Genomic DNA, 14,925 nt, shown 5'->3' on the forward strand with positions numbered 1-14,925 from the left:
CTCCGGGGGCGCGGTCAGAGGGCGCTGGTGGTGCGCTCGCGCGGGCGTGTGGTGGTGCGGAGCGCGGTGCGGTGTGCGGCCCGCCGTCCGCGGACGGCGGTGACGGTGCCGAGCAGGACGAGGGTCAGGAGCGAGACGCCCCCGACGGCCGCGCCCAGCCGCAGGCCGGGCGGGTGGAAGGTGCAGGTGACGCTGGTGGCGGAGCCGTCCAAGGGGACGGCGATCAGGCCGTAGTACGTCTCGGCGGGTGCGGCCGGGGCGCTGCCCGCGGCGCACCGCCAGCCGGCGATCCGGGGAGCGGCGAGGACGGCGGTGCCCTTGCTGCCGGCCGGGAGCTGGGCCCGCACCGTGCCGTCGGAGACGGTCACGTCGGTGGCGCCGGTGGTCTTGAGCCGCTGGACGGCGTCGTGCAGCCGCGCGGTGTCCAGGCAGCCGACCGCGCCGTCCGGGACACTGCCGGTCCGGGTGGGCGACAACTCGATCCGTACCCGGCCGGACGGCGGGGCCGTGCCGAGCCGCTGCATGGCGGCGATCTTGGCGGCGTCGGAGGTGAACCGTCCGGTCAGCGGGCGGGCCGGGGTCGCGGTGAGGCGGGCGGTGCCCGAGAAGTGCGGCGCCCACAGGTAGACCTCGCTGCCGGCCGGGCACTGGGCCGCGACGGTCGGCCGGTGTGCGGCGGCTGCCTTCGTGCGGGGGGCCTCGATCACCACGCCCGGCCGGTCGCCGGCCGCCCGGGCGGGCTGCCCGCCGTCGCCGGTGCGCACGGTCAGCGGGGGCACCGTGTAGACGCGGGTGCCCAGCAGGAGTTCCTGGTTGCGGTAGGGCGACGGCCCGAAGGCGGAGACGCCGGTGCGGGCGGAGGGCGAGGTGGACGGCCGGACGGTGACCAGGGGCGGCACGTCCTGCCGGGACACGGTCACCGGACTGCGGTCGCGGGGGTTCCACCTCTGGTGCTGGTCCGGCGGGGAGTGCACCCGGGCGCCCACGGAGAAGATCGCGTCGGTGACGGCGTTGTCCAGGCTCTGTATGTTCCGGCCGCGTGAGGTCCAGCCGTCGCCGAGGGCGGTGAGGGTGCGGCTGAGGACGTCGGCGGTGAGGCTGCTGTAGTACTGGGCGCCCTGGCCGCCCACCACCATCGGGTCGTTGCCCACGGTCTGCTCCCGGCCTGGGTCGGTGCGGTAGGCGGGCCAGCCGTCGGCCTCGGCTATCGCGTCCGCCTGACGCTGCTGCCGGCTCCCCCAGGGCGCGTAGTCGTCCAGGTGGTCCAGCCGCAGCCGGGTGGCCACGGCGGAGGTGGCGGTGGCCTCGCCCAGCTGGGCGCCGACCAGGAGGACGACGGCGGAGCCGACGAGCAGCCGGCGGCGCCTCCCCGCCGCGGGTGCGCCCTCGGCGGACCCGCCGGCCCGGTCGAGGCCGAGCAGGACCAGCCCGCCCAGTGCGCCGACCGCGGCGAGCGACAGCACCGGCCAGGCGAAGGAGCGCACCAGAGCGCTGCGGCTCGCGACGGCGGCGATGAGGGCGAGCAGCGCGGCGGCCGCGGTCAGCGCGCGCCGGTCGGGCACGCCGTAGGACAGCGTGTGCCAGGCCGCGATCACCAGCAGCGCGCACAGCACGAACGTCTGCCGGTAGGGGCTGCCGTTGGGGGTGGTGAAGGCGTGCCAGGCCAGATGGGTCGGCGTCCACTGCATGGACAGCGTGACGGCGACCGTCAGCAGGCTCCACCCGGCGCGCACCCGTACGGGGGCCGCCCGGTGGAAGGGCAGGGCGAGGGCCGGCAGCAGCGCGGTGGTGCCGACGAAGAGCGCCGGGCTGCCGAATCCGTACGTCGTCGGCAGCAGGCGGGCCAGCAGGTCCTGTGTGGCGACCGGGGCGAAGTGCGTGACCCGGCCCGGGTAGGCGTGTTGGGTGCCGAAGTAGATGACCGTGACCAGTGGCGCGGCCAGGCCGACGCCCAGGGCGACGGTGACCCCGGCGCGGCCCGCCGCGGCGAGCGCCCGCCGGCGCGGGAGACCGGAGAGCCACAGCCGCAGCAGCAGGACGAGGCCGGCACCGATGGTGGCCATGTACGCGGTGTAGAAGTTGGCGATCCACGCCAGCGCCACGATCAGCACGCCGAGCAGCCGGTGCCGTCCGGTGAGTGCCCATTCGCCGACCAGGCACAGCAGTGGCAGGGCGATGAGGCCGTCGAGCCACATCGGGTTGTACGAGGCGTCGGCGAGCGACCAGCCGCACAGGGCGTACGCGGCGCCCAGCAGCCCCGCCGCCCACCAGCGGCCGGGACGCAGCCTGAGCAGCAGCCAGGCCATGGCGGCGCCGGCGCACGCCGTCTTCAGGACGGTGACCACATAGACCGCGAGGTCGATCTCGTTCCTCGGGAACAGGGCCACGAGCAGGGCGAACGGGCTGCTCAGGTACGTGCCGAGGTCGGGCAGGAAGCTGGAGCCGAACCCGGACTGCCAGTTGACGAGCAGGCCGCCGTCGGCCCGGCCGTGCAGCAGGTCCCACAGATGGGCGTGGAACGGCACGTACTGGTTGCCCAGGTCGTTGACCGCGCGGGTGCGCGGGCCGAAGGGATAGCTGCGGGCGACGGCGTCGGCCGCGCAGAACGCGGTGACGGTGATGGCCGCGGCCAGCAGTGCGGCGGCCTGTCGCGGTCTGCCGCGCAGGGTTGAGCGATCCATTCTCGGCGGGCCCCCAGGGAATTCGGTACGTACAGCGCCTCTTGTGGGGACGTCACTCCCGGTGCGCTTTTGGTTCGACCGATTAGACCGGGCGTATTTCCCCATGGTTGGGGCACCTTCGGTGAACGGTGGACGAATGATGAATGACGAATACGCGCGGGGTGCGCCGAAACAATTCGGGACGCACTCCGTTCACCGAAAGGAAAACGGAACGCGTCCCGAGCATGATGCGGGGGTTAAGGAGCCGGGGCTACTTCCGCCTGATCCGCAGGAAGGTGACGGAGTTCGCCGGGAAGGTGTATGTGAAGCGGTCGGTGACGCCGGTGACGGTGGACGTGACCGGCGCGACAGGCGTGGCGGTCTCGGTGTTGACGGCGTCGGGCGCGGCGGCCGGCGTGGTGCCTCGGCCCCGGAAACGACCCTCGCCCCGCCCAGGTCGACCGCAGTACGGGCGGCCGGGGACTGGGCGTTGACGACCTTGACGATCGGTTCGCCGGTCCTCGCGTCGCGGGTGACGACCTGGCGGAACGGCTCGGCCGGCTTGTCGTCGGCGAAGCCGCCCCACTGCTGCCCGTCGAGGTAGAGGGTGACCTGGCGGCCGCGCACCTTGATGTCGATGTCGTAGGCGCGGCCGGTCTCGATCGAGCCCGGCTTGGCGATCAGTGTGGACTTGCCGCCGTCCACGCCCGCTCGACCGCGGTCCGGGTGTTGTTCCGGCCGCCGAGGTTCCACCAGTAGTAGTTCCCGGTGTCCTTGACGCCGAAGGCGATAGGGAAGCGGTATGAGCACGTCAATGGGCCGACAACGCACCCCGTAAGCTCGATCGCGAACCGCGACCACGACGAAGGGCACGGTGATGGAGGTCGAGTTCCAGCCGGTGGCCGACGTACTGGCCCACCTTGCCGGGCGGTGGCGCGTGGAGCGCGAGGTCCGGGACCTGACGAGCGGTGACACGGGGCGCTTCGCGGGGGTCACCGTCTTCAGCGCCCTGGCCGGCGGCGGGCTGCTGCACGAGGAGTCGGGGACATTCACCTGGCGGGGCGTGTCCCGGCCCGCGACGCGTACGCTGCGGTTCCTGCCGGGGAGCGTGCCGGGGACGGCCGACGTGCGGTTCGCTGACGGGCGGCCCTTCCATCTGCTGGATCTGACGACGGGGCGGTACGTGGCCGAGCACCCGTGCGCGGCCGATCTCTACCGCGGCGAGTTCACCGTCCGGGACGCGGGCCGCTGGCGGTCGGTGTGGCGGGTCGGCGGTCCGGCCAAGGACCTGGTGCTCACCACCGACTATGTGCGCGAGGGCTGAGCGCAGGCGCCGTCGAGGCGGAGGTTCCAGCGGCCGGAGCGGCCGCTGACGGTGGTCGCCGACAGCGGGCGGACGTCGATGTTCCAGTAGGTCGAGGGCGGGGCCTTCAGAGCGTAGACCAGGGCGGCGCGGATCACCGAGGGCTCGGCGACGGCGACGATCCGGCCGCCGTCCTCCACCGGCCGGGTGTCGAGCCAGCCGCCCACCCGGGCGATGAAGGCCAGAAGGGACTCCCCGCCGTGCGGGGTCGAGCGCGGGTCGGCGAGCCAGGCGTCCACGGCCTGCGGCTCGCGGGCCATCGCCTCGCCCAGCGTCAGCCCGCGCCAGCGGCCCATGTCGCAGTCCCGCAGCGCGAGCTGGACCAGCGGGGCGTACCCCAGGGCATCGCCGGTGGCCCGGCTGCGCGGGGTCGGCGAGCAGTAGCGCAGCTCGGCCGCCGCCAGCGCCAGCAGCTCTCCGGCGACGCGCTGGACCTCGTCCCAGCCCGCCTGGTCCAGCGGCCGGTCGTCCTCGAACCGCTCCGCGAGCAGCGGTGAACTGCGTGCGGCGGCCACGAACGTCACCCTCAGTGGCATGCGGTGATGGTGATCCTCTTGTGTCAGCAGGTCAAGGGGCGACGAGCCCTGAGTTCTGAGGCGTGCGGTGCCGCTCAGTCGAAATAGTGCGCCATCCACTGGTCCGGCCGTTCGAGCGGGCGGAAACCGAGCTTCTCGTAGACCCCGTGCGCGTCGTGCGTGGCGAGCAGGACGCGCTTGAGGTCGTACGGCCGCAGGTGTTCGCGTACGGCCCCCACGAGCGCCGTCCCGATGCCCTTGCCGCGCACCGCGCGGTCGACATACACGTCGCACAGCCACGCGAAGGAGGCCAGGTCGGTCACCACCCGCGCACAGGCGACCTGGCGCCCCGACACCACCTCGTACACCCCGAAGTTGAGCGACCCGGCGATGGCCCGTTCCTGCTTGTCGCGTGAGCGCCCGAGCGCCCAGTAGGCGTCGGTGGACAGCCAGCGGTGCACCCGCTCGACGTCGATGCGGGCGGGGTCGGCGGAGATCTCGTAGCCCTCGGCGAGGCTCGGCGTTTCGGTCCTGGACGTCGGCGTGTCGGTCATGGGCGAGAGATTCCCAGGTCACGGGAGCGGGCGTCGAGGGGTTTTCGCCGGGAGCACCTCGTCGCAGGCCGCCCGCAGCCGGCGTACCCCCTCCGTGATCTCCGCCGTGCCGGCGACCGCCGCGAAGCTCAGGCGGAGGTGGGGGGCCGGGGATCGGCGCTGAAGTAGGGGCGCCCGGGGATGAGGGCGACGCCGGCGCGCAGGCTGGCGGCGGTCAGGGCGGCTTTGGCCGTGCCCGGTGCCGCGCTGGCGCTGGCGTACGAGCCGGTGCACCTGGGGTGGCACAGCGTGGCGGGGCTGCTGTGGGTGGCGGCCGGATCGCAGTTCCTCGGGCTGGTCGTCTGGTACCGGGGCATGGCGGCCGTGGGCATCCCGAAGGCCAGCCAGTTGCAGCTGGCGCAGCCCCTGCTCACACTGGTGTGGTCGGTGCTGCTGCTCGGCGAGCATCCGACGCCGGCCGCCGCGCTGACGGCCGTCGCCGTGCTCGTCTGCATCGCCGTCACCCAGCGGGCGCGCGGCTGACCGACGCCACCGGTTCCGACCGCACACCGGCCCCGGCCGCTTCACCGGTTCCGGCCGCGCTCCGCGCCGTAGACTCGAAGCCGAGGACGCTGCTCCCGCATGTGGTGAGGAGGCCCTGCAGATGCGAGCAACCGTGGGCGACAAGCTCGTCCAGCACGGCCGAGTGGTCGGCCAGCACGACCAGGTCAGCGAGGTCGTCGAGGTCATGGGCCAGGAGGGCAACCCTCCGTACCGCGTCCGTTTCCCGGACGGGCACGAAGCCGTGATGTCACCGGGCCCCGACTGCCAGGTCCGGCACGAGGAGAAGAAGCAAAGGTCGAAGTAGCCTCAGCGCGGGGGGTTCGCCGGCTGCCGGTAGTGGTCGGCGACCACCCGTGCCATCGCCCCGGACGGGTCCGCGGCGACGTCCTTCGCGGCGAAGAACACCTGTCCGCGCACCTCCGGATACGTCCTGGCCAGGGTGAGATGGCGGGACAGCTCGTCCGGGTTCCGCCAGGCCGTGCCCTGCGTCGCGTCGCCCGCCTTGTACAGCGCCTCCCCCACGTACAGCTTCGTACGGCTGTCCCGCGCGACCTGGGCCCACCAGGGCACCAGCTTCGCGTAGTCGGCGGCCGGCCGGCCGATGGACCAGTACAGCTGCGGGACGATGTAGTCGATCCAGCCCTCCCGGACCCATCTGCGGGTGTCCGCGTACAGGTCGTCGTACGTCTGGACGCCCGCCTTCGTGTCCGAGCCGCGTGTGTCGGTCGAGGCGTTGCGCCACACCCCGAAGGGGCTGATCCCGAACTGGGTGCCGGGCCGCAGCCGCCGGATGCGGGCGGCCGTCTCGCGCACGAGGCGGTCGATGTTGTCGCGCCGCCAGGCGGCCCGGCTCGCGAAGGCGCGGCCGTGGCGGGCGTAGGCCGCGTCGTCGTCGAAGGACTCGCCGGCCACCGGGTAGGGGTAGAAGTAGTCGTCGAAGTGGACGCCGTCCACCGGATACCTCCGTACGGCGTCGGACATCGCCTGCTGTACGAAGGCCCGGACCTCGGGCAGGCCCGGGTTGTAGTACAGCTTGCCGCCGTAGGGCACGACCCAGTCGGGGTGCTTGCGGGCCGGGTGGGAGGCAACCAGCCGGGACGGGTCGGCGTGCAGGGCCACGCGGTACGGGTTGAACCAGGCGTGCAGCTTCAGTCCGCGGGCGTGCGCCTCCTCGACGGCCGTGCCGAGCGGGTCCCAGCCGGGGTCCTCACCCTGGGTGCCGGTCAGCCACTGCGACCACGGTTCGTACGGCGAGGGCCACAGCGCGTCGGCGGTGGGGCGCACCTGGAAGATCACCGTGTTGAGCCGGCGGCGCACCGCCGCGTCGAGCAGGGCGGTCAGCTCTCCGCGCTGCCGGGCCACGCCGAGGCCGGTGCGCGAGGGCCAGTCGCGGTTCGTCACGGTCGCCAGCCACATGCCGCGCATCTCGGCGACGGCCGTGCGGGGGCGGCGGGTGCGGGAGGCGCCCGGTGGCTGGGGTGCGGCCGGTGCCGCGGCGGCCGCCTGCGCGATCGCCCAGGTGGTCAGGGCGGCGACGGTGAACGCCCGTCGCGTCACTCGGCTCGTCACGGGCTCCCCGCACGCCGTGGATCCGCGCCGTCACGGATCGTGTACGGGCTCAGCATGCACGACCCGGGCGATCGATCATCGCTGCGACAGGGGTAACGTGCACGATCGGAGCAGGCACCGCTCACATGGACCGCCTGCCCCACGCCGTAGATCAGCGCCTGCGAGCGCGCCCCAAGAGCGCGCCGGTGTCGCGCATACAACGGAAAGGGACGATGTGACCGACATCGAACGCGTCGGAGTGGTGGGCTGCGGCCAGATGGGCGCGGGAATCGCCGAGGTGTGCGCCCGGGCCGGTCTGGACGTGAAGGTCGCCGAGACCACCGGCGAGGCCCTGGAGTTCGGCCGTGCCCGGCTGTTCAACTCCCTGGCCAAGGCGGCCGAGCGCGGCAAGATCACCGAGGAGGAGCGGGACGCGACGCAGGCGCGGCTGAGCTTCACCACCGACCTCGGCGAGTTCGCGGACCGTGATCTGGTGATCGAGGCCGTGGTGGAGAACGAGCAGGTCAAGACGGAGATCTTCCAGGTCCTGGACCAGGTGGTGACCCGGCCGGACGCCATCTTGGCCTCCAACACATCCTCCATCCCGCTGGTGAAGCTGGCGGTCGCCACCGCGCGGCCGGACCAGGTCATCGGCATCCACTTCTTCAACCCCGCCCCGGTGCAGAAGCTGGTCGAGCTGATCCCGGCGCTCACCACCTCGGAGGGCACGCTGAGCCGGGCGCAGCTGTTCACCGAGAAGGTGCTCGGCAAGCACGCGATCCGCGCCCAGGACCGCTCCGGCTTCGTGGTCAACGCGCTGCTGATCCCCTACCTGCTCTCCGCGATCCGGATGTTCGAGTCGGGCATCGCCAGCCGCGAGGACATCGACAACGGCATGGAGCTGGGCTGCGCCCACCCGATGGGCCCGCTGAAGCTGTCGGACCTGATCGGCCTGGACACGGTCGCCTCGGTGGCGCAGAGCATGTACGACGAGTACAAGGAGCCGCTGTACGCCGCTCCCCCGCTGCTCCAGCGCATGGTCGACGCCGGCCGGCTGGGGCGGAAGACCGGGTCGGGGTTCTACACCTACTAGCGAGTGCGGCGACGCCGCCAAGTGGCGCTGTTCCAGGACGACTTCAGCCGGACCAGCACCCATGGCGGCGCTGCCGTGGGGGGCTCTCGCGGCGCCCGCGAGGTCCTCATCCGCGCGTCCTCGCCCTGCCCATCTGGACTGCACGGAGATACGGCCTGGTGAGCGGCATCCACCGACGCCAAATAGGCTCCGACCTGGGGTTTTATGTCTTTCGAAGCTGTCTGTCGACGGTCAGACAATTCCCCATGATCTGCATGATCAGCGTCAGGCAATTCCCCACTCCCGTGGCCGCGATTCCCCACCGGGGCGCTGACCATCGATGGTGCTGCTGACCGCGCTGGGACCGGCGTGAGAACGGTGCTGTTGATCCGCCGACGATGCCATCTCATCCGCGGAGGCTCGGGCGCTCGTCTAGGGTGACGCAATGGGGTTTGAGCTGCGGGAACGGTGGAGCGCACAGCCGTTGTGGGTGAGATGGGTTCTCGCGGTGTACTTGATCGGCCTCATTGAGGGCACCGGTTCTCACGTCGCCGATCTGGTGCGTGGCGGCATCTGTGCCTATGCAGCGTTTCATCAGGTTTCTGTGCAGGTGTTCTTCGTCAGCTTGGTGATCCTCGATCCGTTGGCTGCCGTGCTGGTGGGGCTTGTGCGGCGGGAAGGGATCTGGCTGGCGAGTGCCGTGATGGTGTTGGACGTCAGCGCGAACTGGTGGGGCAATCGGCACTGGCTGAGGGACGACCCTGCGCAGTTGCTCTGGCTGTTGCCCATCACCGTCTTCGGCTTGTTCGTTGTTGCGTTCGCGGTGCCCTTGCACCGCGCGGTTGCCGGGGCGGCGAGCAGGTCGCCGGCGGCTCTGCCGTCGGCCTGACGGCTCACGATTCTCAACCGCTGCCGCCGGTCTTGGGCCGCAAGGACAGTCTTCGATATTCCCTGTTTCAGGTGGTTTGGGCAGCTTTTAGGTCTTCCTTGCGAATCGGTCGCGTTCCCCATGGGCATGCCGGTGCCCGGGTTGAGGGTCTGGGCCTCTCGGAGCCGTTGCGGTCCCTTGACCTGCGAGCCGAGAGGTCGACGGACGCACCGGATGGCAAGGAGAACATTCACCGTGGTCGACATTGTCGAGATCTACGTGCATTGGTACGCGGGTCGGTCGAAGAGTCAGGTGTCCGCCTCGTTGGGGGTGGACCGCAAGACGATCAGGAAGTATCTGGCGCCGGCGGAGGCGGCCGGGATCACCCCCGGCGGGCCGCCCATGAGCGAGGCGGACTGGGCCAAGCTGCTCAAGAGCTGGTTCCCGGAGCTGGTCGGCCGGAGGCTGAACCAGGTCCGGTGGGGAGAGATCGAGCCGCACCGCGACTACGTCAAGCAGCTGCTGGAGACCACGACGGTCACCACGATCCATCAACGGCTACGGGATGAAGGCAAGTTGAAGGTGTCGTTGTCGACGTTCCGCCGCTGGGTGCACGAGAACCTGCCAGAGGAGGCGGCCCGGTCGAAGGTCACGGTGCTACGGGAGAACGTCGAGCCGGGCTCGGAGGCCCAGATCGACTACGGTTTCCTGGGGCGGTGGATCAACCCGGCCACCGGGAAACGTCACCGGATCTGGGCGTTCGTGATGGTGCCGGCTGATCAACTCCAGCCACCAGGTCATCATGAACGGCCCCAGCTACCGGCCCAACAAGCGGCCGAAGGGAACCACCGAGCCCCCGACCAAGTAACTGAAGCCGACCCCAGGGGCTGGGGAATTACGTGACCACGTCCCCTGGGGAATTACGTGATCGTCGACATTCGGATCGCTGCCCATCTCCACGAGGAGCCGCTCGACGAGGGGGCGCGTAATCGGGTCCTTGTCGAGGACGGGCCAGCCGGTGAGCTGGGATATGAAGCGCGCGAACTCCGACTTACCGCTGCCCGCGTAACCACCGACCATCATGAGTGTCGGCTTGTTCGGGTCACCACCGGTGTGCCGTCGCTTCCAGGCGTCGAGGATGCGCTGCTGCACGCCCTGCCCGTCCGTGTCCTCCGTACCGGGCGAGAGTTGGAGCAGGGCTCGCTCCACAGCCAGCACATGGGCTCCGTTGTGTGGCTCGGTCGACGCGGTGAACCTGAGCGCCCTGGCCTCGTCGGGAAGAGCGTTGCGGAAGCCGAGTTCGGGCTCGGTCGCGCGGTAGAGCAGGCAGTACGCGCGGCGGTAGTGCGGTCCCGGGTAGACCTCACCCTGCTCGTGCTGCCAAAGAGTCTGGAAGTTGGCGGCCGGTACTGTGAGCCCTGCGGCCCGGGCCACCTCACGTAGTTGCTCGCCCGCCCCTTCGAGCGTCAAACCGTGGGCTTCCCGTTGCTGTCTCAGCTTGTCCGGGCGCCACCCCGGGCGACTCTTCCCCACTTCGCCTACCGCCTGCCCATCCCTGGTCATGATCCGGAGCCTAGGTCAGCCTCTCACGAACGCGTGTGATAGCGGATGTTGAAAAGTCAGGTCACAAGCCCATGAGCATTCGATGAGCAACTTCGGCAACAGCTCGTGATACTCCGTGGACCTTTGAGCCGCTGTCATGGTCACACTGACGCGGTCGTTGCTCGCCCGCCTCGGTCTCCACTATCCGTACGAGTTCGGAGGGGCTCCGCAGTGGCTGTCGACGTTGCTGTCCTGCTGATCCTCGGCATCGTGATCGTCTTCTCATGCCGCGGAGGCGGGCTGAAGGCAGGGCACGCCTTGGTCTGTGCTGTTTTCGGCCTCTACCTGGCCGGGACTCAGAACATAGGGCCTTTCGTGAAGGACGTCACGGCGTCGGTCGCGTACCTGCTGTCGGGACTGAGACTGTGATCGCGACAGCGGCCCCCGGTCCCGGAGATTCTGCGCTCCTTGATCGGGCTTCCGGTGCAGATCTGGGCCAGCGCACCCGCCGGTGTCGGCGCTGCCAATGTCTACTCAGCCGATACAACGAGGACCATTACTGCGGCGGTTGTGCACGCGCGACACGGCATCAACCTGCACCGGCTCCCCGCGTACCGCCCGCCGTATGGGCTCGTGCCGACGTCCAGGAAGCTCTGGTCGCTCGCGACTTCGGCAGGCTGTGCCAGCTCGTGCGTACAGTCAGCGGCTTACGGCAGTGCGACATGGCCAAGCTCTCCGGGCTGAGCCAGGCCTTCCTGTCCATGCTGGAGTCAGGCGCGCGACGGCTGACGAACATCGACAAGATCGTCGAACTGCTCACGGGACTCAACACTCCAGCGGAGTTCACCGGCCCCATGCTCCGAACGCCGAACGGTGCGGGTAATGAGTCCGACGAGTGGCCTGACGCGCGTGCGTAAGCGAGTAGTGGAAGGCCCGTCCCACGTGCAGTGCTCCGCAGTACGGCCAAGTCAGGCACGCCGCGCCGGCACTCTTGCGCTGACCTCTGCTTTCAGGGGATGCGCTCAGACCAAGTCCACATGATCGATGACACGCCAGCGATAGGCCCGGTCTTCTCGGCGCATCTCGACAAGATGTAGGTGGTCGACCGGCACGCTGACACTGTCGATGTCGCGGAGCGGGCGGATCGCCTCCCGGACGATGCTGGCGTCCGTCGGGCGGTTGCAGTACGCGATGCCGATATGTGGCCTCAGTGCCGCGGTCGGCTTCCTGAAAGGCAGTTGGCATTGCGCCCCTGTGTCGGACAACTGGGAGTGCAGGTCAAGCACCGGAGTCCACGGGGCAACGCTGTAGCGGACCGCACCGCGGGACGCGGTCATGGGTACGGCCTGGAGCCGGAACCGGCCTGTCGGCATCGCGGCAGTGGTGGCGAGGAGCGTGTCCAGTTGCTCCAGCGATACTTCTTCGATCGTGCCGATCCGGCCAAGGGTCAGATGCAGGCCATCGGCATCGACGGAGTCGAAGTTCAGGTCCCGGATCTTGTCCTGGCAGTGTCGAGCGTGCTCGGCGAGCGCCGAACCGGCGGGAAAGACGAGCATCCAGTAATAGGCGCGCGTCGACGGAGTCCACCCACGCCGGTCCCAGTGGTTGCTCATCTCCTCCACTCGGTCGAAGGCCGCCCAGTCGTGTGCCGCGATGGCCTTGGGGTCAGCCATGTCCGGCGGCGGGGCGGAAGGAAACGCGCTGGTGTCGTGACTGAGCAGCACCCGGTGCCCTTCTCTTACGGCTATCGCTCGAGAGTGCCATCTTGGCAGAGTTGGTCACCGCTTGGGTCAAGGGAGCGTTGTGCCAGCGTCGTAGGGACTCGGCGTAGTCCCTCACAGCCGGCACCTGATGCCAGGCTGCCGCAGTGGCGTGAAGTTCACCGGCGCGCTGGATGACCGATCGTATCGGCGGACCGCCCCCGGCTTCGAGGACCTCCAAGCCAAGCATCATGGCGTGCTCCACGTCCGGCTGAGGGCCGGCGAGGAGCGCAGTGGCCACGTCCAGGCGAACCAAGGCCCGGCTCCAGGCGGAGTCGGACTGCTCGACGAGTTCGTCGACCTGCTCCGCGTACTGGATGACCTCCCGGGTGTTGCCGAGGGCGACATGCGCGGTGGCGGCGTTCGCCAGGGTGCGGGCGATGCTGTACGGGGAGAAGGCTATGCACGGTGTCAGAGCGTGCCCTGTCAAGGGGCTGCCCGACCCTTACGACGCCGCCTCTCCCCGCCAGACGTTCGCGCACTGGGACGCCCCCTTCATCGCGTGGATGGAGGCGAACGGGCTGGAGAGCGACTTCTGCACCGACCTGGACCTCCACGAGGGTCGGCTTCTGTACGACGGATACCGCCTTCTGGTCTCCGCTGGACACGACGAGTACTGGAGCGCCGAAGCCCGCCGGAACGTCACCGCCTTCCGCGACGCCGGCGGCAACATCGCCAATTTCGGTGCCAACACCTGCTGGTGGCGGGTGGACGTCGCTCCGGGAGGTGCCGGGCTGAGCTGCGACAAGTTTCCTCCCGGGGCCTCCGCCTCGACGGACCCGGACAGCTCGTACGGCTGCCCGGACCACTGGTGGGAGTCCGAGCCCGAGAACGCCCTGCTCGGCGTGAGCTACCGCAACAGCGGCGGCCACTGGGACGGCCCACGCGCACCGCTCGGGTTCACCGTGACAGACGGGGACCACTGGATCTTCTCCGGTACCGGCTTGAAGACGGGCGATGTCTTCGGACACGAGGCAGCCCTGGTCGGCTACGAATGCGACGGGGCAGCCTACGAACTCGACGCGGTCGGCCGACCGCGTCCGACGGGCCAGGACGGTACGCCTGAGAACTTCGAGATCCTCGGCATCGCTCCTCTGCCCCCTGACTGGAGCTTCCCTGCCCGTGAACCGGCGACCAGCCCCCGCGCAGCCACCCTCGGCCTGTACACCGCAGCCGGCACGGTCTTCACGGCCGCGACCACGGACTGGGCGCGCCTGCTGACCACCGACCCTCAGGTCGCCTCCATCACCCGCAACGTCATCACTCGGCTCTCCTGACGAAAGGATCAACGTGTCCGAGTACCCGCGTCCACTCAGCGTGGTCATCGGCGTCAACGGCATCGGCATGGGGCACTCCGTCAGGCAGAGTGTGATCGCGCAGTACCTCCGCGACCGCGGACACCTCGTGCGGATCGTCACCAACGGCTCCGCCCGCGTGGAGTACTTCCGCGATCTCGGCTTCCCCACGTGGGACGGGTGGATGCCGACGCTTCCTGCACGGGGCGACCGCTTACACGCAGGGGATGCCGTGCGCGCCAACATCTGGCAGGCACCCGCCGGTGCCGCCAAGCACCTGCGCCTGCGCCGGATACTTCGGTACACCGGTGTCCCGGACGTGTTCATCACCGACTACGAGCCCAACACCCCGCGGCTGGCCTAGCACTTCGGAAAGCCGCTGATCTCCGTCGACCAGCAGAGCAAGTATCGGCACCTCGACCTGCCCCCTGTCGGCCGGTACGCCCGCACCGCTGACGAGCAGCGTCTGCGCTACTTCGCGCCCCACGTCGATCGGTCGTTCATCTGCTCCTTCGTCCCCCTCAAGGCCGACGACCGGAAGCTGGAGTTCATCGCGCCTGTCGTCCCCGACGTGATTCGGTCCGCCCGGGTCAGCACCGAGCCCCTCGCTACGGCCTACTTCTCACGCTACTTCGACCACGGTCCGGAGGAATCCGTCCGGGCCCATGCCGAGGTCTTCCGCAAGCACGTCCCGGATCGCGCCCTTCGCATCTACGCCCAGGCGTCAGAGACCAGGGGTCTGCGCCAGTACGCCGGCGACAGGATCGAGATCTGCACCTTCGACCGCGAGGCGTTCATCGCCGACATGGCACGCTCCGAGGTGGTCTTCTCCAACGCCGGCTTCAACCTCATCAGCGAAGCCTTCGTCCTCGGCAAACCGGTCCACCTGATCCCCCTCCCCACCTATGACCAGCACTGGTGCGCCAAGGTCGTCCACGAAGCGGAACTGGGCACCGCATCACCGCACATCGTCCCCGGAGCTGTACTCGACTTCCTCAGCCGGAGCCGGGAACTTCACAACAACGTCGTACGCCACCGGGACCAGCACCTCCTGGCCGACCCACGGGAACGGATCGCCTCCTGTCTGGAGACACTTCCCGCGACCAGCCAGCGGCCCCTCGCACCGTCCGTGCGGTAGGCGGCCATGGCGACTCCCCCGCTCCTCGTATCCCTCGGCATCGGAGTACCAGCGGCTGCCGTCGTGA

General features: G+C 69.9%; 13 protein-coding genes and 5 pseudogenes. 10 read left to right on the plus strand and 8 right to left on the minus strand.

The annotated features are described in order from the left end of the window. Positions 1-14 precede the first annotated feature (14 nt). Entirely contained in the window at positions 15-2,681 is a 2,667-nt protein-coding gene (locus R2S09_RS03705) for a YfhO family protein (protein WP_316739730.1), read from the minus strand. A gap of 250 nt (positions 2,682-2,931) precedes the next feature. Then, positions 2,932-3,457, minus strand: a pseudogene (locus R2S09_RS03710) (alpha-N-arabinofuranosidase); the annotation flags it as partial. Positions 3,458-3,537: 80 nt separating this feature from the next. Here R2S09_RS03710 and R2S09_RS03715 point away from each other — a divergent pair. Further along, the gene (locus R2S09_RS03715) at positions 3,538-3,984 is read left to right on the plus strand and encodes a DUF6314 family protein (RefSeq protein ID WP_306190214.1); all 447 of its coding nucleotides are present in this window, start codon (positions 3,538-3,540) and stop codon (positions 3,982-3,984) included. On the opposite strand, the gene R2S09_RS03720 is transcribed toward R2S09_RS03715, so the two are convergent. From R2S09_RS03720 to R2S09_RS03730, 3 genes and pseudogenes are all read right to left on the minus strand, one after another. Then, entirely contained in the window at positions 3,966-4,559 is a 594-nt protein-coding gene (locus R2S09_RS03720; RefSeq protein ID WP_306190215.1) for a histidine phosphatase family protein, read from the minus strand. The genes R2S09_RS03715 and R2S09_RS03720 overlap by 19 nt on opposite strands. Positions 4,560-4,633: 74 nt before the next feature. After that, positions 4,634-5,092 carry a GNAT family N-acetyltransferase gene (locus R2S09_RS03725; protein WP_306190216.1) on the minus strand — a complete coding sequence of 153 codons (459 nt, stop codon included), beginning with the start codon at positions 5,090-5,092 and terminating at the stop codon, positions 4,634-4,636. A gap of 18 nt (positions 5,093-5,110) precedes the next feature. After that, a pseudogene (locus R2S09_RS03730) lies at positions 5,111-5,328 on the minus strand (hypothetical protein); the annotation flags it as partial. Between R2S09_RS03730 and R2S09_RS03735 the strand changes: the two are divergent. Beyond that, positions 5,318-5,614 (plus strand): annotated as a pseudogene (locus R2S09_RS03735) (EamA family transporter); the annotation flags it as partial. The pseudogenes R2S09_RS03730 and R2S09_RS03735 sit on opposite strands and share 11 nt — an antisense overlap. Before the next feature lie 121 nt (positions 5,615-5,735). After that, positions 5,736-5,939 carry a DUF1918 domain-containing protein gene (locus R2S09_RS03740; protein WP_030182915.1) on the plus strand — a complete coding sequence of 68 codons (204 nt, stop codon included), beginning with the start codon at positions 5,736-5,738 and terminating at the stop codon, positions 5,937-5,939. Between the two features lie 2 nt (positions 5,940-5,941). Here R2S09_RS03740 and R2S09_RS03745 read toward each other — a convergent pair whose 3' ends face one another. Further along, positions 5,942-7,204 carry a family 10 glycosylhydrolase gene (locus R2S09_RS03745; protein ID WP_316739735.1) on the minus strand — a complete coding sequence of 421 codons (1,263 nt, stop codon included), beginning with the start codon at positions 7,202-7,204 and terminating at the stop codon, positions 5,942-5,944. Positions 7,205-7,418: 214 nt separating this feature from the next. On the opposite strand from R2S09_RS03745, the gene R2S09_RS03750 reads away from it, so the two are divergent. The 3 genes from R2S09_RS03750 (at position 7,419) to R2S09_RS03760 (ending at position 10,026) form a co-directional block, all read left to right on the plus strand. Continuing rightward, complete coding sequence (locus R2S09_RS03750; protein ID WP_316739737.1) at positions 7,419-8,276, plus strand: 3-hydroxybutyryl-CoA dehydrogenase; 858 nt, start codon at positions 7,419-7,421, stop codon at positions 8,274-8,276. Between the two features lie 424 nt (positions 8,277-8,700). Continuing rightward, complete coding sequence (locus R2S09_RS03755; protein WP_306193183.1) at positions 8,701-9,144, plus strand: hypothetical protein; 444 nt, start codon at positions 8,701-8,703, stop codon at positions 9,142-9,144. A 234-nt stretch (positions 9,145-9,378) separates the two neighbouring features. Next, positions 9,379-10,026, plus strand: coding sequence for a hypothetical protein (locus R2S09_RS03760; protein WP_316739740.1), 648 nt, complete (start codon positions 9,379-9,381; stop codon positions 10,024-10,026). Between the two features lie 33 nt (positions 10,027-10,059). Here R2S09_RS03760 and R2S09_RS03765 read toward each other — a convergent pair. Continuing rightward, positions 10,060-10,686: pseudogene (locus R2S09_RS03765) on the minus strand (ATP-binding protein); the annotation flags it as partial. A gap of 210 nt (positions 10,687-10,896) precedes the next feature. Here R2S09_RS03765 and R2S09_RS03770 point away from each other — a divergent pair. Together R2S09_RS03770 and R2S09_RS03775 are read left to right on the plus strand one after the other, a co-directional pair. Then, positions 10,897-11,094 carry a hypothetical protein gene (locus tag R2S09_RS03770; protein WP_316739742.1) on the plus strand — a complete coding sequence of 66 codons (198 nt, stop codon included), beginning with the start codon at positions 10,897-10,899 and terminating at the stop codon, positions 11,092-11,094. 293 nt (positions 11,095-11,387) lie between these two features. Next, positions 11,388-11,582, plus strand: a complete 195-nt coding sequence (locus tag R2S09_RS03775) for a helix-turn-helix transcriptional regulator (protein WP_316739744.1) — start codon at positions 11,388-11,390, stop codon at positions 11,580-11,582. Positions 11,583-11,687: 105 nt separating this feature from the next. Here R2S09_RS03775 and R2S09_RS03780 read toward each other — a convergent pair whose 3' ends face one another. Next, positions 11,688-12,389 (minus strand): 2'-5' RNA ligase family protein, encoded by a 702-nt coding sequence (locus R2S09_RS03780; protein WP_316739745.1) that lies wholly within the window; start codon positions 12,387-12,389, stop codon positions 11,688-11,690. 269 nt (positions 12,390-12,658) lie between these two features. On the opposite strand from R2S09_RS03780, the gene R2S09_RS03785 reads away from it, so the two are divergent. Further along, the gene (locus tag R2S09_RS03785; protein ID WP_316739747.1) at positions 12,659-13,702 is read left to right on the plus strand and encodes a N,N-dimethylformamidase beta subunit family domain-containing protein; all 1,044 of its coding nucleotides are present in this window, start codon (positions 12,659-12,661) and stop codon (positions 13,700-13,702) included. A gap of 40 nt (positions 13,703-13,742) precedes the next feature. After that, positions 13,743-14,858, plus strand: a pseudogene (locus tag R2S09_RS03790) (glycosyltransferase family protein). The last annotated feature ends 67 nt before the right edge of the window (positions 14,859-14,925 follow it).

It is taken from the genome of Streptomyces sp. MK7 (genome assembly GCF_032658145.1).
Lineage (GTDB): Bacteria > Actinomycetota > Actinomycetes > Streptomycetales > Streptomycetaceae > Streptomyces > Streptomyces spiralis.